Below are 22220 nucleotides of genomic sequence, written 5' to 3'. Positions count from 1 at the left end.
CCACCCCCTCCGGCACGCCCACCGCCCGGCGCCACTCCTGCGGGTGCAGACGCGCCATCTCTGCATCCAGTCGGTAAAGCGGCCTCAGCGCCCCGTCCTCGTCCCAGAACGCCTCGGCCCAGACATACCCCATCTCCACCGCCCGTTCCCGGTCCCGCGCCGCCGCCTCGGGGCCCAGATGGTCGGCGCGCCAGCGATACAGCCACGGAATATGCCAGTGCGGCGCCCGCATCAGCCGCTCGTCCTTCATCGCCTCGACCAGACATTCGGCCAGCGCCCGCGCATCCGCCAGGCGAGCCTCGAAGGCGTCGCGGCGCGTCTGCACATAGGCGCCCCAGCCCTCGGCCGGCTCCACCGGCCCCGCCTTCGGCTCGGGCCGCGCCCAGCCCTCCGCCTCGCGCCGCTTCCACAGGGCGTGCACCCCCACATCATACCGCCGCGCCACCGACCGCGCCGTCTCCCCATCCTCCCACGCCTTGCGCACCTCGGCCCAGACGGCGTCGGATCGGATCTTGCGGTGAATGCCCTGGCTCATGCCGCATGGCGTAAACCCCCGTTACGCCAAACCCGGACGCAACTCTCTCTTCCTTCTCCCCATAGCGCAACGACGAACGTATTATTTATGGTACGATCAATCCAGCCACAGGCCCGGGAGCGCCCAATGACGACAGACATGAAGTTCCGCGATCCGTCGGACCTCGCCACCCTGGACGACGTCCTCGACGAGGACGGCATCCGCGAGGAGGTGACCCTGCGCGCGGTCAAGAGCGTGATCGCCCTCCAGCTCCAGCAGGCGATGAAGGCCCAGGGCCTGACCCGCGCCGCCATGGCCGCCGAGATGGAGACCAGCCGCGCCCAACTGAACCGCGTCCTCGACCCGGAGGCGTCGAACGTGACCCTGGACACGCTCAGCCGCGCCGCGCGGGTGCTGGGGCGGGCGTTGAAGGTGGAGTTGGTTTAGCCGTCAACCCGCCCCTCCTTTCGTCATCCTCCGAGGAGCGTAGCGAGACCGGGGGGCCCCTCGTCATCCTCCGGCCCGCGAAGCGGGACCGGGGGAGGCGCCGAAGGCGAAATCCATCCGCCGCACTCTGTCTGAACACCGAGTCCGCGACAGGTTGGCTGCTACGCGCCGCCCTTCGGGTCGCGCTCCCGCGCACGTCATCCTCGGGCTTGACCCGAGGACGCTGGGTCCCCCCGGTCTGCGCCGCGAAGGCGCGGCTTGCCGGAGGATGACGAAAGATCAGGGGATAGCTTGGCCGCCGAAATGGAGAGCCGCCGCGCCCACCTGAACCGCGTCCTGGACCCGGAGGCGCCCTTCCTTCTCCCCCTGCGGGAGAAGGTGGTCGGAACGGCTAGGCAAGAGGCGTTATCTTAGTCCGTGTAGCGACGGATCGCCGTCTGATCGATCTGGTCTGCGGACACCAGCTTATAGTGCCGCTCGTCGATTATTCGGATTTCGTCGTCCTGGAGTGTCAGCTCGAACAAGGCGACAACGCCCTCTTCCATGAACTGCGCCGAGATGGCCCGACAGCGTAGGCCGGGGAATTTCTGCTCGACGAAGCGAATGTCCTGAGTGGTCTGGACGATGCCGATCTGGTCCTTGCCGCCCTTCGCCTGAACCGGAATGACGTAGTGACAGCCTCGCTTGTCAATTCCGACGTAGAGTTCGTCGATCTCGATCTGGCCGATGCCGTTGACCGTCGTGCGGAGGTGGTTTTGCAGACTGTAGGTCGTCAGTCCGAGGAAGGTGTCGATTAGACGATTGTACCGCACGATGGCCAACAGGGCCTGTTCGTCGTCCAGCGCATAGGCGCGGATGAGCTCTGGTGTTGCGTCCGGGATCAATACCCGAACGAGATCGGGCTGCGGCAGGATGCGTTGGGTTTTGACAAGTCGGAAGCGATATCCGGCTCGACCGGCCCCTTCGATGATCCAGTTCCGGCCTTCGGGCTGAGTGGCCTTGATACTGTCTGGGTAATCTATTCGATACCTCAGCGCATAGATGACGTCGCCCAGGTTTTTGGGCAGCTTGATGTCCAGCGTCGCGGCGACGGTCTCAATTTCCTTGCGCGCAAATTCGAACGCCGTCGTTCCCGGCTCGAAATGATCGAAGAATATCTTCTCGATCAGGAGCTTGTATCTGTTCTCTCGGGGCGGAGCCTTAGCCATGCGAAATCCGTGCGAGGGTGTTCGCCTCTTCTATCTCGCTCTGCTTCCGTTTCCGAGCGCCGCTTTTCTGATCGCGCCGCTGAGGTGTGAAGGTTTTGCCGAACAGTGCGGAAGCGTCCTTCATGCTGAGCGAGACCAGCATCGGATCACCAAGCTTGACCGAGTTTTCGGGACGTTGAGCTTCGATGCCCATGGCTGCGATCAGCGAACTGGCTACCGCGCGTGCGAGAGGAGGCGGCACCGCATTCCCGACCTGCCTCGCTCCATGCCATTTGGTCTCGTGTAGTCGGAACCAGTCTGGGAAACCGTGTAGGCGAGCCATCTCGCGGACGGTGACGCAGCGGTCGTGCTTGTAGTGGATAGGCCGAGGGCTGGTGAAGGCTCCACGCGCGGCGTCGGTGCCTGCTCGCAAGGTATTGGAGACGCCATCCGGCGGAAGGCGGAAGAAGCGAGAGATGGGTTCGACTTCGCCAGGAACCGTATTCGAGAAGCGCCGCCGAGAGATTTCGGTGTGCTCAGTCCGTGCGCTGGATGTTAGGACATTCGGTTCCCAGCATCGCACATATCCATAGTGCCAGCTGTCGCTGGTTCTGCAGCGCATCTCGGTCGCGTACTCGCTTGGCGTGCTCCACGAACTCGTCGCGACGCTGTCCGTCGTCATCAAGCGTTCGAATTTTTCCGCGTCGGGAAGGTCGCCCAATGCGTCCTTGCAGCTGGGTCCTTCCGGCAGTTTTGAAGTTTTGGACCCTGCCGGGCGAGTCGTGGCTTCAGGATAGCGGGGAAGCGGAAGCCCCTTCTTGGCGCCCATCAGGATCAGGCGTTCGCGATTTTGCGGGACACCATAGTGGGCGGCGTTGAGAACCTTCCAACGATTCTCCACCGCGTAGCCGGCGTCGATGAATTCGGCGATCAGTTCTTCGAGAAAGGCACGGTGACGACCAACCGTGATCCCTTTGACGTTTTCAAACACGAAGTAGGAGGCGTCCAGTTCGCGGACGATGCGAACAAAGTCGCGAACAAGGGCGTTTCTCGGATCGTCAAGGGCGCGCTTACCGATCATCGAGAAGCCCTGGCAGGGGGCACCGCCGAAAACCACGTCGACCTTGCGGTCCCCGAGTTTGGCAAGCTTGCGAATCTCCTGCCCGCTCAAATCTTGCACGGAACGGGCTATGACGGTCGTGTTGGGAAAATTGAACGCATGGGCGGCGGCGTGGATCGGATCGATCTCCACGGCGGCAACGACATCGAATCCGGCCTGTTCGAATCCCAGGCTCATGCCGCCGACTCCAGCGAACAGATCGACTCCGATAGGACGGTTCATGGGGGCTTCTCGCGACATCATTCAGTCAGCCTAACACCTTTAGATGCGCTGTCGATCGCCTTTTGTTCCTGGGAGCTAATTTCGGAAGGGTAGTGTAATCCTGCTACGGACACCCTAGATGGCAGAAGTGGAGCAACGGCGACCATCGAGGAATGACGAGACGCCGGTCGATCCGAAGCGCAGTCTTATAATGCGTAACGTGCGCGGCAAGGACACCACCCCAGAGCTGAAGGTGAGGTCGGCTCTGCACCGGGCTGGATATAGGTTTCGTCTTTATCGCAAAGACCTTCCAGGACGCCCCGATATTGTCCTGCCGTCGAGACGGGCGGTGATCTTCGTTCATGGATGCTTTTGGCATCGCCATCCGGGATGCAGAGCAGCTAGTCATCCGTCGATCAGGATCGATTTCTGGGCGAACAAGTTCGCGAGAAACGTCGAACGGGATCGTCGAAATGTGGACGATCTCGAGCGGGCAGGGTGGTCGGTCCACGTCGTCTGGGAATGCGAGACGAAGGGACGACATCCGACTTTCTGGGAGGGCGTAGGAATATTCCTGAGCGGGCTGCCGCGTAACGGCGGTTGATGCCTTACCGCCCCTTCCTGAACGCCTCCGCCTTCTCCGCCGCCGCCTCCCGGCGCCACTTCTTCGGCGCCGACTTGTCCACCTCTTCGCCCGCCCCCGTCAGGGCCTCGTTGGCGAATTCCAGGTCCAGCAGCTTCATGCGCTTGATCTCGTCGCGCAGGCGGGCGGCTTCTTCGAACTCCAGGTTGGAGGCGGCCTCGCGCATGCGGCCTTCCAGGTCCTTGAGCGCGGCCTGGAAGTTGGAGCCGACGAAGGGTTTGGAGGCCTCGGCCACGCCCGGCCGGGTCAGGCGGTCCATCTCGCGGGACTCATAGGGGCTGTCGAGGATTTCCTTGATGTCGCGCTTGACGCTTTCGGGCGTGATGCCGTGTTCGGCGTTATAGGCCATCTGGCGTTCGCGGCGGCGGTCGGTCTCGGCGATGGCGCGCTCCATCGAGCCGGTCATGCGGTCGGCGTAGAGGATGACGCGGCCGTCGACGTTGCGCGCGGCCCGGCCGATGGTCTGGATCAGGCTGGTCTCGGAGCGCAGGAAGCCCTCCTTGTCCGCGTCCAGAATGGCGACCAGGCCGCATTCGGGGATGTCCAGCCCCTCGCGCAGCAGGTTGATGCCGATCAGACAGTCGAACGACCCCAGCCGCAGGTCGCGCAGGATTTCGATCCGCTCCAGCGTGTCGACGTCGGAGTGCATGTAGCGGACGCGGATCCCCTGTTCGTGCATATATTCGGTCAGGTCCTCGGCCATCTTCTTGGTCAGGGTGGTGACCAGGCTGCGATAGCCCTTGGCCGTCGTCGCCTTGACCTCGTCGATGACGTCGTCGACCTGGTTGCGCGTGGCGCCCGAGACGGGGCGGATCTCGACCGGCGGGTCGATCAGGCCGGTGGGACGAATCACCTGTTCCACGAAGACGCCGCCGGCCCGCTCCATCTCCCACGGGCCGGGGGTGGCCGAGACGTGGATGGTCTGGGGGCGCATGGCGTCCCATTCCTCGAACTTCAGCGGGCGGTTGTCGATGCAGGAGGGCAGGCGGAAGCCGTATTCGGCCAGGGTCGACTTGCGGCGATAGTCGCCGCGGAACATGCCGTTGATCTGGCCGATGGTGACGTGGCTCTCGTCCACGAACAGCAGGGCGTTGTCGGGGATGTATTCGAAGAAGGTGGGCGGCGGCTCGCCCGGCGCGCGGCCGGTCAGCCAGCGGGAATAGTTCTCGATGCCGGCGCAGGACCCGGTGGCCTCCATCATCTCCAGATCGAACCGGGTGCGCTGCTCCAGCCGCTGGGCCTCCAGCAGTTTCCCGTTCTCGATCATCCAGTCCAGCGTCTCCTTCAGCTCGGCCTTGATGCCGTTGACGGCCTGGTTCAGCGTCGGGCGCGGGGTCACATAGTGGCTGGCGGCGTAGACGGTGATCTCGTTCAGCTCGGCGGTCTTCTTGCCGGTCAGGGGGTCGAACTCCTGGATCGCCTCCAGCTCGTCGCCGAACAGGCTGAGGCGCCAGGCCCGGTCCTCCAGGTGGACCGGGAAGATTTCGATCACGTCGCCGCGCTTTCGGAACATGCCGCGTTCGAAATTTAGATCGTTGCGCTTGTACTGCAGCGCGATCAGATCGGCCCTCAGCTTGGCCTCGTCGATCTGATCGCCGACCTTCAGGCTGAAGGTCATGGCCGTATAGGTCTCGACCGAGCCTATGCCGTAGATGCAGGAGACGGAGGCGACCACGATCACGTCGTCCCGCTCCAGGATCGCCCGCGTCGCCGAGTGGCGCATGCGGTCGATCTGCTCGTTTATCGAGCTGTCCTTCTCGATATAGGTGTCGGTGCGCGGGACATACGCCTCGGGCTGATAGTAGTCGTAGTAGCTGACGAAATATTCGACGGCGTTGTCCGGGAAGAAGCTCTTGAACTCGGAATAGAGCTGGGCCGCCAGGGTCTTGTTGGGGGCCAGGATCAGGGCCGGGCGCTGGGTCTGTTCGATGACCTTGGCCATGGTGAAGGTCTTGCCCGAGCCGGTGACGCCCAGCAGCACCTGATCCCGGTCGCCCGCCTCGGCCTGGGCCACCAGTTCGGCGATGGCGGCGGGCTGATCGCCGGCGGGGGTGTATTTCGTCTCCAGCCGAAAGCGCCCGCCCTTCTTGGCGCCTTCGCGCGAGGGGCGGTGCGGCACCCAGTCGGCCGGGGCGGCGACCGGCTCCTCCGGCGTCAGGCGCGGACCCGTCACCGGGGCGAACATCGGCATTTTCCCGGTGTCGCGAATGAAGGCGGCCGCCGCCTCCCGCACGCCGGGATCGGGCACATGGACGGGCTTTGCGGAGACGGGCTTGGCGGGCTTGGCCGCAGCGGGCTTCGGCGTCGAAGAACGGTTCATGAACAGAACTTAGTGCGGCGACTTCAAGGGCGCCAGAGAGCCGAAGAGCGCCTGTAGCGCCCGGAATGTGGCGCATGCGGGCCAAAAAATGGCGACAAAACGTCACTACGCGAAAAGAACATGCTTCGATATGCCGCGACGTGGCTGCTGTTTTGCGGTTTTTCGTCGCTAATCGTACGTTTGTGCGACTTTTTGGTTGCGGCCCGTATTCCTGATCCCTAACAGAGTCACAGAACTGATACATTTGATGTATCGGTGATATATACCTTTGTTACCCGGCTACCGATCTAAGTAGTGTATCAATACTGTTTGTGAATGGGGCGTATGCGTACTCGTAAAAACACTCTTCTTTCTTCGACGATTGTCGGGGGATTGGCCGCTTCTATCTCGGTCTTGGCCGCTTCTGGCGCCTTGGCCCAGGACGCCGCCGTGGTTCAGGACGGAACGGCGGCCCAGGACGGCTCCGCCCAGGTCGAGGACATCGTCGTCATCGGCTCGCGCATCCGGCGCGACAACTACAATGCGCCCTCGCCGACCCAGGTGGTGACACGCGAAGAGGCGACCCTGCAGGGCTTCGCCTCGACCACTGAGGCGCTGCAAAGCACCGCCGTCACCGGCGGCACGTCCCAAATCAACAACGCCTACGGCGGCTATGTCACCGACGGCGGCCCCGGCGCCAACACCATCGGCCTGCGCGGCATGAGCCCGAGCCGGACTCTGGTGCTGCTGAACGGCCGTCGCGTTTCGCCGGCCGGTTCGCGCGGTTCGGTCGGCGCGGCTGACCTGAACGTCCTGCCGACCGCCATGATCGACCGGGTCGAAGTCCTGCGCGACGGCGCCTCTTCGGTCTACGGCTCCGACGCCGTAGCCGGGGTGGTCAATATCCAGACCCGCCAGAACTTCGAAGGCCTGGTCTTTGAAGGACAGCGCAACGAGCCCCTGGAGGCCAATGGCGCGGGCGGTTCGACCCGTCTGTCGCTGACCGCAGGCGTTCGCGGCGATCGCTGGCGCGCCGCCGGTTCGATCGAGCGCTACGAGCGCGACGAACTGACCCTGCGCGACCGCGAGTTCACCCGTTGCCAGACCGACGGCTTCCGCAACGGCCAGGACTATATCGACCCGCTGACCGGCCAGTCGAAATGCTATCCGGTCACCACGACCGGCTCGAACGGCGTGACGATCAACACGATCGCCACGGGCGCTACGACCGGCGTCGCGGCGCCGGGCGCGACCGGCACGACCTTCAACCGCTGGCGTCCGAACTCGGCCGTCACGACCGGTCTGGTCGGCTTTGAAGGCGTGGGCGGCCCGGGCAACGACCTGAACGTCCGCGACACCTTCGAAGACCGGATGCTGAACGAGTCGCTGATCTCGCCGGTCGAGATCACCACCCTGTACGGCGAAGCCGGCTATCAGTTGAACGCCCTGGGCAATGCTGAAATCTACGGCGAGGCCCTGTTCAATCAGCGCAAGTCGTCGCAAACCGGTTACCGCCAGCTGGCGCTGGACTACGCCGTCGGCAGCCCCCTGATCCCCGCCAATCTGCAGGGCAGCGTCGCCTTTGGCGACCAAGGGCTGAACCAGGGCCAAGACGTCGGCGTGCGCGCCTTCATCGGCTACGGCAACGATCACTCCGAACAGGAGGTCGATTTCGGCCGCTACGTCGCCGGGATCAAGGGCGACTTCTTCGTGCCTGAATGGCGCTATGACGCCTATGTCAGCTATTCGCGGTCCAAATCGACCTACACCAGCGAACAGTTCCTGACCGACAATCTGATCGCTTCGCTGGACGTGGTCAGCGACGGCGCGGGCGGCTTCCAGTGCGCCGCCCTGGCGTCGAACCCCGGCTGTGTCGCGGCTCCGGCCCTGACGACCCAGACCATCGGCGGCGTCCTGCCGGAGGACTGGAAGGACTATGTCTTCCGTCCGGTGACCGGCACGACCGAGTTCATCGAGAAGGTCGCCAGCATCGGCATCGACGGTCCGCTGTTCAGCCTGCCCGCCGGCCGCGTCATGGGCTTCTTCGGCGCCGAATGGCGTGAGTCCGAGATCGACGACACCCCGGGCCTGGATAGCCAGCGGGGCAACACCTACAACTATTCGACCTCGGCCATCACCCGCGGTTCGGATTCGGTGAAGGAAGTCTTCGGCGAGATCGAGGCCCCGCTGCTGGTCGATCTGCCTGGCGTGCGCGAGCTGACCCTGAACGGTTCGGCCCGTTACACCGACTATGACTCCTACGGCGACGACACGACCTACAAGATCGGTCTGGTCTATCGTCCGATCGACTGGATCACTCTGCGCGGCACCTACGGCACCTCCTACCGGGCCCCGGCCCTGTTCGAACAGTTCGTCGGCGCCACCAGCGGCTTCCAGTCGAACTCGATCGACCGCTGCAACGACTACGGCGCGCCGGGCGTGAACCCCAACCGCGTCGCCAACTGCGCGTCCGAAGGCCTGGCCGGCGACTTCCAGTCCACCAACAGCGTCCGGGTGATCACCGCAGGGGGCGCCGAGGCCGGCCTGTCGGCCGAGACCTCGACCAACATGACCCTGGGTCTGGTCGTGCGTCCTCCGATGCCTTCAAGCTGGGGCGACCTGGCCTTCGCCGTCGACTACTATGAGATCGAGGTCGAGAACGGCGTGTCGCGCACCGGCGCAGGCGAAATCCTGACCCGCTGCTACGACTCCAACCCGGAAGACTTCGCCGCCGACGCCGGCTTCTGCCGCCTGGTGTCGCGTGATCCGGCGGACAACAGCCTGACGGTCTCGGACAGCTACGTGAACCTGGCCACCGACAATGTGAAGGGGCTGGACTATACGGTCCGCTATCGCAAGGACGTCGGTCCCGGCACGGCCCTGCTGAACCTGGCGATCACCCAGTACACGGAGATCTCCAACAAGCTGTTCGAGGAAGACCCGCTGGTCGACTACACCGGCATGGTCAACAATCCGGAGTTCACCGGCACCGCCGACGTCTCCTATGCTTGGGATCAATGGCGCGTCCGCTACGGCGTCGAATGGATCCAGGGCACCGACAGCTACGCCTACTATGAGGAAGATCCGATCACCTCGGACTACGACCTCGCGGTGGACGACTACTGGCTGCACAACGCCTCGGTCCAGTATTCGGCCGACGGCTGGACCGCCACGCTGGGCGTTCGCAACCTGTTCAACGAAAACCCCCCGACCATCTCGGCGGGCGTGTACAACCGGGTCGGCAACGCCCCGCTGTACTCGGGCTACGACTACCTGGGCCGCACGGCCTTCGTGAACCTGACCAAGTCCTTCTAAGGCGACGTCAGCGCGACAAGAACGGGGCGGCGGACTTCGGTCCGCCGCCCCTTTTTGCGATCGAAGCCGATTATACCGTCATGTCAGGAACCAGGGTCCAGATGCGTCGCAGCGGCAGTTCGGCGCGTATGTCGGCGGGAAGGTCATCGTAATGGGTCAGCAGGGCGTCAACGATCTGTTTGCGGTCCCAAAGCCGCACTCGGAAGTACAGCTCATTCACACGTTTTCGTACTGGCGGGCTAAAGCCGGACCAACTGACCAAAAGGCCATGATCGGCATGAACGTCATGGATGCAGCCGATCAGTCCTTGAAGCGTCGGCTGGTCCACCACTATGCCGCCGGACTTGACTTGAACGACAAGCTTGGGGCCGCTCAGGCCGAGGGCGCCCTGGCCTGCGACGATGTCGATGCCTCGATCCGGCCCGGGTGGCGAGACCTCGACTTGATATCCCTGAGTTCCTAAAAGCGCGGCGATCAAGCGCGTGAAGGCGTGGCCTGCGAACTGGCTGGATATGCGCCGCTCGATCTGGTCGCGCGCCAACTCGGCCAGGTCCGCGATATCGGACGTTTCGGCGGCTTCCTCCGCCCCGGTTTCCGGCGTCGATGACGGCTTGGTCGAGGGCAGGGCGGCTGCGCCGGGGTCCACGCCGGTCTCCACAGCGGCGAGCAGGCGCGCCAGCGCCTCGTTGCGGCTGATCTCGCACACCGTCTGCGACGCGCCGAGACTATAGAGCAGATCCTGTTTCAGAGCGTCGCGGGGCAGGTCCGTGCGCAGCCATTCCACACGACGGGCGGGCGCCCCGGCCTCGGTGTGGATATAGCCGGGCTGAAGCCTGCCGACGGCAAGGCGGCCGGTGGTCTTCAAGGGCGTCACCACCAGATCGCCTGCAACGGCGACGTTCTTCAACTGGTTCAGCTGAGCGGCCCAGTTGCGCAACGTGCCCGGCTGCTCGTCCGGCAGGGCCTGGTGCAGGATGGACAGCACCGCCTCGCGCGTGTTGGCAGGCGTCAGGTCCGGCAGCTCCCATCCCGTGACCAGTTCCCCGGTTTCCAGGGCGTGGGCCTCCTGTTCGCCGAACTTGCCGAGCCGCACCATCCATAGTCGAGGCATTGATCAGGTCTCCGTCAAGCCGCGCGGCGCGCGGCATAGGTTCCGCCGGGCAGGGCGTTGATCCAGCCGTAGCGGACCAGGGTGGACAGGGCCTGCACCACCCGCTGTTCGATCCGCTTGCCGCCGCCCTTGAAGGCGCGCGACACGGCGGCGGCGTCCATCGGGCGGTTCGCCGCCTGAAGCACGGCGTGGATCGCCATGGCCTGTTCGCCCTTGTCCTTGGGGAAGACCGGCAGACTCTTGTCGAGGGCGACGACCGTCTCGCCCAGGTCCAGTTCGCCGGACTTGGCGGCGGCGCCCTTGGCGAAGCGCGGAATCTGATAGTCGGGCCGCAGCCAGCGCACATGGCCCGCCGCCTCTTCCGCCGCCCGTTCGGCGTTCAGGGCGACGAGGCGTTCCAGGAGGGTTTCGTCCAGCCGCTTGCGCGCCTGATCGTCGGACGACGAAAGCAGAGGGATCAGATCGTCCCAGCCATAGGCCTGCAGGGTCGCCCGGTCGATCTGATCGTGCAGATCCTTCAGGATCAGCACACGGCCGCGTTCCTTGACGTCCTGATCCTTGGCGTCCAGCGGCGTCCCGGCGCGGATCTTCTCCAGCACATTATAGAGGCCGGTCAAGGTCAGGTCCGGATGCTCGGCCTGCACCGTCTTGCGTGTGGCGTCGAGTTCCTCGCCGAGGTCGCGGAGGGTGGTGCGGATGGTTTCCGACGGGTCCGGGAAGGGGAAGGGGTCGAAGCAGAGCGTGTTATTGTAGACGGGGTCGTTACCCTTTCCGACACGTCCTCCTATTGAAGTCGCCCAGTGCACGTGTACCCGCGACGAAAGAACGGCAAGCAGCCAAGCATCGTCGTGGGCGATCACCCTAATCTTTTGGTCGGGCAGGATGCGTGTCGGCAAAAAGGTGAATAGCCGATACTTCGACGTTTCGGTCGTTGCGATATAGCGGTGCAGTGCCTCGAGAGCTTTGCGCATCCCCGGCCGCGCCTCGCCGAAAATCCACCAATTCAAGCGGTGATTTGATCGGGCCACCTGATCGCGAAAAGGCTTCACATGTTCCAGAACGTGCTGGAACAGGCGTGGGTGCTTCTGCCTGGCCTCAGACTCGGACAACCCAAAGAAGTCAATGATTAGCCGGGGCGGTCGGTTGTCTGTCAAATCTTTGCCAGACAGGTAAGGCCGCACAGCATCTCCCCCGTTCTGATCAAGATGCAAAGCCTCCGCCGATGATAGGACAAATCCGAGACTAACTGGGATTACTCCCATAAAGGACAGGCCTTGATCTGCATCGAGCGGCTTGGCCGAGGAAAGCATTGCCCCTGTCGTGAGGAAAGGAGTGATTTTTCCAGATGTCGGGGGAAGAAGCTGATCGCTGCCTGCTTGCCCATGTCGAGAATTGGCCACAGACTGCACGGTCCCCGCGAAATCGCCAGCCGCTCCTACCGTGATGGCAATGCGAACGGCGGCTGTGGCATCCCCTTCAGTCCACGGGTGATCCGGCACAGCATACACCAGGGAAATCGGGCGTTTGGACCGTAGCCGTTCTTCGATCACAGCACGGTTAAAGGCCATCGTGATCGAGTTCGTGGTGACAAGTCCAAAACGCTTGATATGCCTCGTTGAAGCCAAATCCGCCGTTTTGGCCCACCAATACATGACGAAATCGGCTGACTCCGGGACGTCCACCCAGGCCCCTCGGAGTGCTCGGACGTAAGGCTCGGAAAGCTGATCGTTCATCCGCTTATTTCCGATAAACGGCGGGTTCCCCACGATGAACTCCGCCTCCGGCCAGTCCGGCCGCCGCGCGTTCGGATAGATCTGAACCGCAACCCCGTCCCGCATCTCGAACTGAAGCTCGGGATAGCCGTCCCAGGTCAGGACCGCGTCCTTCTGCTGGATATTGCCAAAGGCCTTCAGGATCGGTTCGGCGGGGTGTTCGACGCTGTTGCGGTAATGCTGTTGCAGATAGCCGATCCACAGCACCAGTTCGGCGATGGCGGCGGCGCGGACGTTCAGTTCGATGCCCAGGAACTGGTGCGGATCGACGGTCTCGAAACCGATGCCCTCGGTCTCGCCCAATTCGGCCAGGGCCTCCAGCACCTCGCCCTCCAGCCGCTTCATCAGCTCCAGGGAGACATAGAGGAAGTTGCCGGTGCCGCAGGCGGGGTCCAGCACGCGGGTGGTGCAGAGCTGATGATGGAAGGCGCGGACAGCCGCCACCGCCTCCTTATGCTCACCCCGTTCGCGCGCATCCCCGGCCTTGACCAGGGCGGCGTTCCAGTCGCCGCGCAACGGCTCCATCACCGTCACCTCGACCAGCCGCTCGACATAGGAACGCGGGGTGTAGTGGGCGCCCAGCTTGCGCCGCTCGCCCGGCTCCAGCGCCTGTTCGACCAGAGTGCCGAAGATGGCCGGCTCCACATAGCGCCAGTCGTGGCTGGAGGCGGCCAGCAGCTCCCCGATCTCCTCGCGTCCCAGGGGGAAGGCCTTGGCGTTCTTGAACAGGCTGCCGTTGAAATGCCGCAGGTGCAGGCCGAACCCGGCATAGAACCGGTTCTCGTACTCCGGCGCGTCCATGCTCTTCCACAGGGCCTGGAGCATCGGCGCGAAGCTCTCGGGATGGTCCAGCTGGTCCTTCAGCAGGGCGGTGAACCTGCCCTTGGGCAACAGGTCCACGTCCTCGGCGAACATGGTGAAGATGCATCGCATAAGGAAATGGGCGACCTCTTCCGCCGGATGCTTCTTCTCCAGCCGTTTCGACACCTCGGCCAGCCGCTCGGCGATCTGGCGGGTGACGCGGGCCGACTCACGGGTCGGGTCCAGCGACAGGGGCTCGGTCCAGATGGCCTTCAGCCGTTTGACGATCGTCTCGTCGCGCAGATCCTCCAGCCGGATGCGGAAGCCCTTGCGGTCGGGGAAGTGCGAATAGGCCCGGCCGCTGCCGGAAAAGTCGGCATAGACCTCGAACACATAGCCGACGTCGCAGACGATGATGAAGGGCGGGGCCGGATGGTCGGCCGGCAGGCGGAAGACATAGTCCTCGGCCTGGCGCCGGGCGTTGCGCATCAGCACGTCCCACTTGCCCTGGGCCGCGGCGGTCGAGGCGGCTTCGTCCGCCTTGAACAGCGAGGTCTGGCCTTCGTCGCGATGGTCGGCGCGGGACTGTTTGGCCTCCAGGATGAAACAGCCGCGCTTGTAAAGGTCGATCCGCAAGGTCGAGGCCAGGCCTTCGGACTCGCGCCGCTTCACGCCCCGCTCGAACACATAGTCGTTGGTGCGCGTGTCGTCGCTGGCCGGATCGGGTCGCGGCAGACCCAGGGCCTCGCACAGTTCCGTCAGGAACATCTGATAGTTGGCGCGCTCGGCGCCGCCGCGGGCCTTGCTCCAGCGTTCGATGAACGTTTCGACGTCCAAGTCGGTCTCCCCCAAGAAGGGCGCACTTGGCCCGGATCGCCGAGAGGTTGCAAGACGGGAATGAAGCCGCCCCCGCTTGACTCCCTCACACAGTATGTCCCATACACTGTGTGTCACACACTATGTGGCGCATGGAGATCGGCGGGTGAGCCAGGATGAGGAACTGCTGTTCGAGAGTCTGCGGCTGGAGCTGCGGCGGGGGTCTTTGATCCTGGCGGTGTTGGCCAGTCTGAGGACCGAGCAATACGGCTATTCGCTGCGGGTCGCCCTGAATGCGGCGGGCGTCGAGATGGAGGAGAGCACCCTCTATCCGCTGCTGCGCCGGCTGGAGAGCCAGGGGCTGCTGGACAGCGAATGGCGCGAGGAGGAGCGGCGCAAGAAGCGCTTCTACCGCCTGTCGGCGCGGGGCGAGGTCCTGCTGGCGCGGCTGGCGGCCGAATGGCGGGGCCTGTCGGCCTCGCTGGAGACGATGTTGTGATCATGGGGACTGAGGGAGAGAGCGGGATGGACCTGGTCGAACGGTATCTGAAGGCGGTGGCGGCCCAGCTGCCCAAGGCGACGCGCGACGACATCGTCGCCGAGCTGCGCGACGAGATCATGGGCCGGATCGAGGCGCTGGAGGCGCGACTGGGCCGGGCGCCCGGCGACGACGAGGTCGAGGCCCTGCTGCGCGAGGTGGGCCATCCGCTGACGGTGGCGGCGCGCTATCGGTCCGGGCCCCAGTCGCTGATCGGGCCGGAGCTTTATCCCTGGTGGCTGTTCGCGGTGAAGACGGCCCTGGTGGTGATGGGCTGCGTCACCCTGATCGGTCTGGCGGTGCGGGTGCTGGTCGGGGACATCTATCTGGGCCAGGCCATAGGTCAGAGTTTCGGCGCCCTGTTCAGCGGGGCGGTGACGGTGATCGGGGTCGTCACCCTGATCGGCTTCGTGCTGGAGCGGCAGGAGAAGAAGCCGGACTTCATCGCCAAATGGCGGGTCAAGGATCTGGGCCTGTTCGAACTGGGCGGCGACCTGGACGCCGAGACCTGGGGCGAGCGGCTGGCGCGCGGTCGCGATGCGGCCCGAACGGCCAAGCCGGGGCCGGCGGTGCGCAAGAGCGCCGAGATGTCGCCGGCGGCCAAGGCCGTCGCCGGCGCCATCGCCTGGGCGGTGCTGCTGCTGTGGTGGACCGGCCTTCTGCCCATGGCCTCGATCCGGCCGGAAGACCTGGCGGGCAGTCTGGACGGGGTCGATTACGGCCGCATCCTGGTCCAGATCGTCGACGCCGCCTATTGGCCCGTGACCCTGTTCGCGGCGGCGCGGGTGGTGTTCGACCTGCTGCGGGCGGCCTCGGGCGGCAATGCGCGGCTGACGGCCGTGGGCGACATCAGCTTTGGGGCGGCGGCGGCCTGGGGCCTGTTGTGGCTGTGGTTCTGGTCGCCGCTGAGCCCGGTGATCTGGGTCGGGACGGCGACCGATTTCTTCGACCGGGTGCGGAGCCTGTTCGACCGGACCGGGGACCATGGCGGCGAACTGGCCGCCCTGTTGATGATCATCGTGGTCTGGGCCTTCGTCGGCGAGGTCTGGCGCGTCCTGCGCGGCGTGGGGCGGATGATCGTCGGACGGTGTTGAACCTCCGGCCGCCTTCGCCGTTGCAGTTGAAACGGCGGCGACGGGCGGCCGGGTCGGGGCTTAAGCGTGACGTTACAACAGGGTCTGGCCTTCGGCCTGGTGGGGCTGACGGTCGCAGCCTTCATCTGGGGAAGGTTCCGCTATGATCTGGTCGCCTTGGCGGCCTTGATCGCGGGGCTGGCGATCGGGGTCATTCCGGCGGACGCGGCCTTCGAAGGCTTTTCCAACGACGTCACGGTGATCATCGCCTGCGCCCTGGTGGTCTCGGCCGCCTTCGCCAAGTCGGGCATCGTCGAAATGGCCCTGAAGCGGATCATGCCGTATCTGAAGACCGAGCGGTCGCAGGCGCCGGTGCTGACGGCGGCCGTGACCCTGCTGTCCATGGTCACCAAGAACGTCGGCGCCCTGGCCATCATGATGCCGGTGGCGTTGCAGGTCAGCCGACGCACCGGGACCAAACAGTCGCGCCTGCTGATGCCCATGGCCTTCGGCGCCATGGCGGGGGGAATGGTCACCCTGGTGGGCACCGCCCCCAACATCCTGGTCGCCGAGGTGCGCGAGACCATGACCGGCGAGCCGTTTCGCATGTTCGACTATGCGCCCGTCGGCCTGATCCTGACGGCGGCGGCCCTGGTGTTTCTGGCCTTCGGCTACAGGCTGCTGCCCAAGGACCGGACCGGCACCATCGGCCTGTCGGCGGCCCTGTCGGCGAACGCCTATCTGACCGAGGCCCGCGTTCCCGAGGATTGGGTGATGGAGCCGCGACCGATCAACGCTCTGAAGGCCCTGGCTGTGGACGACATCCAGGTCATGGCCCTGATCCGCGATGGCAAGCGCAAGACGCGCCCGCGCGGCAACACCATCATCCGCCCCGGCGACACCCTGTTGATCAAGGGCGATCAGGAGGCGCTGGAGGGCTTCATCGACGCCGCCAAGCTGAAGCTGGTGCGCGGCGACCGGCCGGTGTTGCTGGAGGAGGCCAAGGACGAGGTCACTCTGGCCGAGGCCGTGATCGGGGCGGATTCTAAGCTGGTGGGGCAGTCGGTGCGGTCGCTGGATCTGTATGGTCAGCACGGGCTGAATCTGCTGGGCGTGTCGCGCAGCGGCTATGAGCTGACCCAGCATCTGCGGACGGCCAAGCTCCAGGCCGGGGACGTTCTTTTGCTCCAGGGGTCGGAATCGGGCCTGCCGGGGAGACTGGCGGAACTAGGCCTGCTGCCGCTGGCCGAACGGGAGATGCGGCTGGGCGGACAGAGGCGAAAATTCCTGCCCGCCCTGGTCCTGACGGCGGCGATGGTGATGGTGGGCTTCGGCCTGATCCCGGTCTCCATCGCCTTCTTCGGCGCGGCGGTGATCATCGTGGCCCTGGGCGGTCTGAAGATGCGCGAAGCCTATGCGGCGCTGGACGGACCGCTGCTGGTGCTGATCGCCGCCCTAATCCCCGTCTCGGACGCGATCCAGCAGACGGGCGGAGCCGATCTGATCGCCGGCGGACTGCGGTCGGTGTTCCAGGGCATTCCGCCCGTGATCGCGGTGGGTGGAATGATGTTTGCGGCCATGGCGGTGACGCCCTTCCTGAACAACGCCGCGACGGTTTTGGTGGTGGCGCCCATCGCCGCGACGCTGGCCCAGCAGCTGGGCTACCGCCCCGACCCCTTCCTGATGGCCGTGGCCGTGGGGGCGGCGTGCGACTTCCTGACCCCCATCGGACACCAGTGCAACACCCTGGTCATGGGGCCGGGCGGCTACAAGTTCTCGGACTATCCCAAGCTGGGGGCGCCGCTCAGCCTGCTGGTGCTGATCATCGGTCCGCCGGCCATTCTGCTGTTCTGGCCTATGTAGGTCCGCAGAAAGGCGACCGGTCCGGCCGGTCGCCTCCTCCGCAGTCAGGCCGAGCGCGGGGCCGAAGCCGGCGTGCAGGCCAGGCGGCCGTCGTCATTGCGGATCGCCGCGCCCCGGCAGCTGCGGACGCTGAGGGTCGACGAAACGGACTGACCGTTCTTGGCGATGCAGCGGGCGCGCAGCCGATCGCCGTTCAGAGTGATCCCCCGGCAGGTCTCACGATAGGCGCCGACCGGCAGGGCGCGCCCCGAGGCGGCGGGTTCCGGGCTGACCCTGTCCTGGGCGGCGGCGGTGAAGGCGACGAGGACGGCGCCGGCCCCCAGGACGGCGAGTGTGGAAAAAGGTAGGCGAACCAAGGCGTGACTCCCATTGTTTTATAACTGCGCCTCTGCGTGCGCAGGTGAGAGGTTATGTCGCATGGGGTCTCAGCGAAACCCCCGTTCTCGGATGGAATTCTCACGCTCATCCATGGCCGAAAACCGCGAGACAGGGGCGGCTGAAACGCCCATTCTGCGCCGATGGAACAGACCCTGGATGCGGAAGCCTGCTGGCGGGCGCTGAGCGCCCGCGACGCCCGGTTCGACGGGCGGTTCTTCACGGGGGTCACCTCGACCGGCATCTACTGTCGGCCGGTCTGTCCGGCGCGGACGCCGCGGCGAGAGAATGTGGTGTTCCACCCGACTGCGGCCTCGGCCGAGGCGGCGGGGTTTCGCGCCTGTCTGCGCTGTCGGCCCGAGACGGCGCCGGAGATGGGCGCCTGGCGCGGCACGTCCAACACCGTCAGCCGCGCCCTGGCCCTGATCGAGGCGGGCGCGCTGGACGATGGGGACGCCGAGGCCCTGGCCGAGCGGCTGGGGGTGGGGGAGCGGCACCTGCGGCGACTGTTTCGCCAGCATCTGGGCGCCGCCCCCGTCAGCGTGGCCCAGACCCGGCGGGTGCTTCTGGCCAAACAGCTGATCCATGAGACCGAACTGACCATGGCCGAGGTGGCGATGGCGTCGGGCTTCGGCAGCGTGCGCCGGTTCAATGAAACCTTCCAGGCCCTGTACGGGCGCCCGCCCTCGGCCCTGCGGCGGCGCAAGGCGGCGGAGGAGGGCGGCGGGCGCGTGACCCTGAACCTGGCCTATCGCCCGCCCTATGACTGGGACTTCGTGTCGGCGGCCTTGGCGGCGCGTGGGGCGGCCGATGAAACCACGGCGGACGGCGCCTGGACGCGGCGGCTGCGCAAGTCGGTGGATGGGACCGAGGGCGCAGTGACGGTGCGCCCCGGCGCGCTGGGCAAGGCTGTGGTCGAGGCCCGCATCGACGAGCTGAAGGCCCTGCCCGGCGTCCTGGCCCGGGTGCGGCGCGTGTTCGACCTGGCGGCCGATCCGGAGGCGATCACGCGCGACCTGTCCGCTGACCCCGAACTGGCGCCGGTCCTGGCCGCGCGGCCGGGTCTGCGCCCCGTCGGCGACTGGATCGACGACGGAGAGGACGCGCCCAGCGACCGGCTGACCGGCGCCGACGCCGCCCTGACGGCGCGGGCCGAGCGGTGGCGGCCGTGGCGCGCCTATGGGGCCCTGTATTGGACTATAATCAAGGAGATGAGCCATGACTGAACCCGCGACGGCGGCCTCGGACCTGACGCTGGATCGGTTCGCTTCGCCTCTGGGCGAGATTCTGGTGGTGACGGACGCGGACGGGGCGGTGCGGGCCCTGGACTTTCACGACTATGAAGACCGGATGCGGCGGCTGCTGCACCGCCACTACGGGCCGGTCGCCCTGAGGACGGGACGAGCGGAGGGGGTGCGGCGGGCGGCCGACGCCTGGTTCGCCGGCGAGCTGAGCGCCTTTGAGGGATTGGAGGTGCGGACCGGCGGCGGGGCCTTCCAAAGATCGGTCTGGGCGGCGCTGCGCACCATTCCGGCGGGCGAGACCTGGACCTATGGCCGGCTGGCGGCGGCGGTCGGATCGCCCAAGGCGGCGCGGGCCGTGGGGCTGGCCAACGGCGCCAATCCAGTGGCGATCATCGTGCCGTGCCACCGGGTGATCGGCGCGAACGGCGCCCTGACCGGCTATGCCGGCGGGGTGGAGCGCAAACGCTGGCTTCTGGCGCATGAGCGGGGCGCCGACCTGTTCAGCGTCGCGTGAACCGGTCCGGCGCCAAGGCGGCGGGGGTGAAGCGGGCCTGACGCACCGCGCCGTTGAAATAGTTCAGTCGATTGATCCGGCAGCCGACGGAGGCCCGTCCCGGACCCTGGGGCTTGAAGGCGATCGGATGTTCGCCCTGCAAAACGCCGTCGACATAGGACCGGTACATCGTTCCGTCGAAGGTCTGGGCCACATGGAACCACTGTCCGCAGGGGTACAGCCGCTCCGGGAAGATCAGGGTGTGGTTGTAGCCGGGGCCGCGGGTGAAGGCGTCCAGGTACCAGCGGTCGCGCACGACGCGGATTTCGAACAGGAAGCGGGTCTGGGACGGGGGCCGGCCCGCCGGCGCCTCTTCCGCCAGATGGAACCACCGCTGTTCGAAGGCGCCGCCGTCGGGACGGAACAGGGCCTCGAAGGTGAAGGTCTCGGCTCCCGCCAGCGGATGCCTGTCGATGAACAAGGCGTCGTCCACGCCGTCGAACCGCACAGCCCGGCCATAGGGGCTGTCGATCAGGGCCGGCGCACCCTCCACCGTCGTCCGCTCGCCGCCGATGTCGGCCAGCCGGTCGAAGGTCCAGACCGTCTGCCGGGCCGGCGCCCCCGACAGGGTGGCGCAGCCGCTGAGGGCCAGGGCGCCCGCACCCGACAGGACGGCGCGGCGATGGGGAGGGGCGGGATCGGACATGGCGACCGTCTTCCCCTCTGGGTCAGGTCCCGTCAAGGAACAGGCGGCAGGCGGGGTTGGTGGTTTCGTCGACGTAGGGGTAGCCCAGGTCGGCGAGGGCGGCGGTCAGTTGGGCCTGTTCTTCGGGCGGGACGCTGATCCCGGCCAGGACCCGGCCGACGTCGTCGCCGTGGTTGCGATAGTGGAACAGGGTCAGGGCCCAGGCGGGCTGGAGGCTGTTGAGGAAGCGCAAGAAGGCGCCGGGCCGCTCGGGGAACTGGAAGCGCAGGATGCGTTCGTGGGGCAGGCCGGTGGTGCGGCCGCCGACCATGTAGCGGACGTGCAGCTTGGCGGTCTCGTTGTCGCTCATGTCCTCGACCGCATAGCCGCCGGCGCGGAGCCGAGCGATCAGGTCGTCCTTTTCCTGCCCTATCGCCTCGCGCGCGGCGCGCGGCTGGTTGAGGGCGGCGTGCGGACCGTTGTGCAGGGCCACGCCGACGAAGATCTGGGCCTGGCCGTCGCCGGACCAGCGGTAGTTGAACTCGGTGACGGAGCGGCCGTCCAGGCTGTCGAGGAAGCGGCGGTAATCGTCGCGGTCGTCCTTCATCGCCACGGCCAGCAGGGCCTCGGCGCCCTCGCCGATCTCGGCGCGCTCGGCGACATGGCGCAGCCGGTCGAAGTTGACGTTGGCGCCGGAGTTGACGGCGATCAGGGCGCCGGATCCGGGATGGGCTGCGGCCCAGGCCTTGAGCCCCGCAAGCGCCACCGCGCCCGAGGGCTCGGCGACGGCGCGGCTGTCGTCGAAGATGTCCTTGATGGCGGCGCAGATGGCGTCGGTGTCCACCAGGACGATCTCGTCCAGCAGTTCCCTGCACAGGCGGAAGGTTTCGGTCCCGGCGCGGCGCACGGCCACCCCGTCGGCGAACAGGCCGACCTCGTTCAGGGTGACGACCTCGCCGGCGTCGACGGCGGCCTTCATCGTGGGGGCGTCGACGGGCTCCACGCCGATGACGCGGGTCTCGGGGCGAAGGAATTTGAGGATGGACGCGACGCCGGCGGCCAGCCCTCCGCCGCCGATGGGCACGAAGACGGCCTCTATGGGGTCGGCGTGCTGGCGGGCGATCTCCAGCCCGACCGTCCCCTGGCCGGCGATGACGTCGGGGTCGTCGAACGGGTGGATGAAGGCGGCGCCGGTCTGGCTCTCCAAACGGCGGGCGTGAGCATAGGCCTCGTCAAAGCTGTCGCCGTGCAGGACCACTTCGCCGCCCAGGGCGCGGACGGCGGCCACCTTGATGCCGGGGGTGGTGGTCGGCATGACGATGGTCGAGGGGATGTTGCGGCGGGCGGCGGCCAGGGCCACCCCTTGCGCGTGATTACCGGCCGAGGCGCAGATCACCCCCTTTGACAGTTCGGCCTGGGACAGGCCGGCGATCTTGTTGTAGGCGCCGCGAATCTTGAACGAAAACACCGGCTGCAGATCTTCGCGCTTCAGCAGGACGGGCCGTTCGAGACGCGCCGAAAGGCGACGCAGCGGATCGAGGGGCGTCTCCTCCGCCACGTCATAGACGCGGGCGGTCAGGATGCGGCGGATGGTGTCTTGCATGGAAATATCAGGCAAAGCGCGGTCGGCAGGAAAGAAGTCGCTGATGCTCTAGGCGATATGGTCGCGGGGCGAAAGGTTCGTGCGCTTACCGAGTGCTGAGCGGCGCTGGTTGAACGGGCG

17 protein-coding genes are annotated in these 22220 nt (G+C 66.1%); 8 read left to right on the top strand and 9 right to left on the bottom strand.

The window, feature by feature from the left end:
* Positions 1 to 535 (bottom strand): hypothetical protein (locus AC07XS_RS01885; protein WP_182713223.1); only part of this gene is annotated, 535 nt, incomplete at its 3' end.
* 126 nt (positions 536 to 661) lie between these two features.
* Here AC07XS_RS01885 and AC07XS_RS01880 point away from each other — a divergent pair.
* Positions 662 to 961 (top strand): helix-turn-helix domain-containing protein, encoded by a 300-nt coding sequence (locus tag AC07XS_RS01880; protein ID WP_182713224.1) that lies wholly within the window; start codon positions 662 to 664, stop codon positions 959 to 961.
* 410 nt (positions 962 to 1371) lie between these two features.
* Here AC07XS_RS01880 and AC07XS_RS01875 read toward each other — a convergent pair whose 3' ends face one another.
* Complete coding sequence (locus tag AC07XS_RS01875; RefSeq protein ID WP_182713225.1) at positions 1372 to 2169, bottom strand: endonuclease; 798 nt, start codon at positions 2167 to 2169, stop codon at positions 1372 to 1374.
* Entirely contained in the window at positions 2162 to 3490 is a 1329-nt protein-coding gene (locus AC07XS_RS01870) for a DNA cytosine methyltransferase (RefSeq protein WP_182713226.1), read from the bottom strand. The genes AC07XS_RS01875 and AC07XS_RS01870 overlap by 8 nt, the downstream gene beginning before the upstream one ends.
* Before the next feature lie 118 nt (positions 3491 to 3608).
* Here AC07XS_RS01870 and AC07XS_RS01865 point away from each other — a divergent pair, with 118 nt between their 5' ends.
* Entirely contained in the window at positions 3609 to 4073 is a 465-nt protein-coding gene (locus AC07XS_RS01865) for a DNA mismatch endonuclease Vsr (RefSeq protein WP_182713227.1), read from the top strand.
* A 4-nt stretch (positions 4074 to 4077) separates the two neighbouring features.
* Here AC07XS_RS01865 and uvrB read toward each other — a convergent pair whose 3' ends face one another.
* Complete coding sequence (gene uvrB, locus AC07XS_RS01860) at positions 4078 to 6432, bottom strand: excinuclease ABC subunit UvrB (protein ID WP_182713228.1); 2355 nt, start codon at positions 6430 to 6432, stop codon at positions 4078 to 4080.
* 393 nt (positions 6433 to 6825) lie between these two features.
* Between uvrB and AC07XS_RS01855 the strand changes: the two genes are divergently transcribed.
* Positions 6826 to 9726: a TonB-dependent receptor domain-containing protein gene (locus AC07XS_RS01855; RefSeq protein WP_321207921.1), complete on the top strand. Its 2901-nt coding sequence runs from the start codon at positions 6826 to 6828 to the stop codon at positions 9724 to 9726.
* Between the two features lie 70 nt (positions 9727 to 9796).
* On the opposite strand, the gene AC07XS_RS01850 is transcribed toward AC07XS_RS01855, so the two are convergent.
* On the bottom strand, positions 9797 to 10837 hold the full coding sequence (locus tag AC07XS_RS01850) for a restriction endonuclease (RefSeq protein WP_182713230.1): 1041 nt from the start codon (positions 10835 to 10837) through the stop codon (positions 9797 to 9799).
* Between the two features lie 14 nt (positions 10838 to 10851).
* The gene (locus AC07XS_RS01845) at positions 10852 to 14247 is read right to left on the bottom strand and encodes a class I SAM-dependent DNA methyltransferase (protein ID WP_182713231.1); all 3396 of its coding nucleotides are present in this window, start codon (positions 14245 to 14247) and stop codon (positions 10852 to 10854) included.
* Positions 14248 to 14392: 145 nt separating this feature from the next.
* Here AC07XS_RS01845 and AC07XS_RS01840 point away from each other — a divergent pair, with 145 nt between their 5' ends.
* The 3 genes from AC07XS_RS01840 (at position 14393) to AC07XS_RS01830 (ending at position 17700) form a co-directional block, all read left to right on the top strand.
* Positions 14393 to 14725: a PadR family transcriptional regulator gene (locus AC07XS_RS01840; RefSeq protein WP_182713232.1), complete on the top strand. Its 333-nt coding sequence runs from the start codon at positions 14393 to 14395 to the stop codon at positions 14723 to 14725.
* A gap of 2 nt (positions 14726 to 14727) precedes the next feature.
* On the top strand, positions 14728 to 15858 hold the full coding sequence (locus AC07XS_RS01835) for an HAAS signaling domain-containing protein (RefSeq protein ID WP_321207922.1): 1131 nt from the start codon (positions 14728 to 14730) through the stop codon (positions 15856 to 15858).
* A gap of 66 nt (positions 15859 to 15924) precedes the next feature.
* Positions 15925 to 17700 carry an SLC13 family permease gene (locus tag AC07XS_RS01830; RefSeq protein WP_182713233.1) on the top strand — a complete coding sequence of 592 codons (1776 nt, stop codon included), beginning with the start codon at positions 15925 to 15927 and terminating at the stop codon, positions 17698 to 17700.
* Positions 17701 to 17744: 44 nt separating this feature from the next.
* On the opposite strand, the gene AC07XS_RS01825 is transcribed toward AC07XS_RS01830, so the two are convergent.
* Positions 17745 to 18056, bottom strand: coding sequence for a hypothetical protein (locus tag AC07XS_RS01825; protein WP_054766553.1), 312 nt, complete (start codon positions 18054 to 18056; stop codon positions 17745 to 17747).
* Positions 18057 to 18218: 162 nt separating this feature from the next.
* Between AC07XS_RS01825 and AC07XS_RS01820 the strand changes: the two genes are divergently transcribed.
* Together AC07XS_RS01820 and AC07XS_RS01815 are read left to right on the top strand one after the other, a co-directional pair.
* Positions 18219 to 19301, top strand: a complete 1083-nt coding sequence (locus AC07XS_RS01820) for an Ada metal-binding domain-containing protein (protein ID WP_182713234.1) — start codon at positions 18219 to 18221, stop codon at positions 19299 to 19301.
* Positions 19294 to 19833 carry a methylated-DNA--[protein]-cysteine S-methyltransferase gene (locus tag AC07XS_RS01815; protein WP_182713235.1) on the top strand — a complete coding sequence of 180 codons (540 nt, stop codon included), beginning with the start codon at positions 19294 to 19296 and terminating at the stop codon, positions 19831 to 19833. The genes AC07XS_RS01820 and AC07XS_RS01815 overlap by 8 nt, the downstream gene beginning before the upstream one ends.
* On the opposite strand, the gene AC07XS_RS01810 is transcribed toward AC07XS_RS01815, so the two are convergent.
* A complete protein-coding gene (locus AC07XS_RS01810) occupies positions 19820 to 20518 on the bottom strand; it encodes a LamG domain-containing protein (protein WP_182713236.1) in 699 nt (232 codons plus the stop codon). The two genes, AC07XS_RS01815 and AC07XS_RS01810, sit on opposite strands and share 14 nt — an antisense overlap.
* A 22-nt stretch (positions 20519 to 20540) precedes the next feature.
* Complete coding sequence (ilvA, locus tag AC07XS_RS01805) at positions 20541 to 22100, bottom strand: threonine ammonia-lyase, biosynthetic (RefSeq protein WP_182713237.1); 1560 nt, start codon at positions 22098 to 22100, stop codon at positions 20541 to 20543.
* Between the last annotated feature and the right edge of the window lie 120 nt (positions 22101 to 22220).

It is taken from the genome of Brevundimonas sp. GW456-12-10-14-LB3, assembly GCF_059424365.1.
Note: the sequence above shows the minus strand (reverse complement) of the source record. Positions and strands in the feature narration are given on the sequence as shown.

Bases quoted from the DNA above. Each gene is read 5' to 3' on its own strand.
- AC07XS_RS01880 (WP_182713224.1), top strand. From the start codon at position 662: ATGACGACAGACATGAAGTTCCGCGATCCGTCGGACCTCGCCACCCTG.
- AC07XS_RS01875 (WP_182713225.1), bottom strand. From the start codon at position 2,169: ATGGCTAAGGCTCCGCCCCGAGAGAACAGATACAAGCTCCTGATCGAG.
- AC07XS_RS01870 (WP_182713226.1), bottom strand. From the start codon at position 3,490: ATGAACCGTCCTATCGGAGTCGATCTGTTCGCTGGAGTCGGCGGCATG.
- AC07XS_RS01865 (WP_182713227.1), top strand. From the start codon at position 3,609: ATGGCAGAAGTGGAGCAACGGCGACCATCGAGGAATGACGAGACGCCG.
- uvrB (WP_182713228.1), bottom strand. From the start codon at position 6,432: ATGAACCGTTCTTCGACGCCGAAGCCCGCTGCGGCCAAGCCCGCCAAG.
- AC07XS_RS01850 (WP_182713230.1), bottom strand. From the start codon at position 10,837: ATGCCTCGACTATGGATGGTGCGGCTCGGCAAGTTCGGCGAACAGGAG.
- AC07XS_RS01835 (WP_321207922.1), top strand. From the start codon at position 14,728: ATGGGGACTGAGGGAGAGAGCGGGATGGACCTGGTCGAACGGTATCTG.
- AC07XS_RS01820 (WP_182713234.1), top strand. From the start codon at position 18,219: ATGGAACAGACCCTGGATGCGGAAGCCTGCTGGCGGGCGCTGAGCGCC.
- AC07XS_RS01815 (WP_182713235.1), top strand. From the start codon at position 19,294: ATGACTGAACCCGCGACGGCGGCCTCGGACCTGACGCTGGATCGGTTC.
- AC07XS_RS01810 (WP_182713236.1), bottom strand. From the start codon at position 20,518: ATGTCCGATCCCGCCCCTCCCCATCGCCGCGCCGTCCTGTCGGGTGCG.
- ilvA (WP_182713237.1), bottom strand. From the start codon at position 22,100: ATGCAAGACACCATCCGCCGCATCCTGACCGCCCGCGTCTATGACGTG.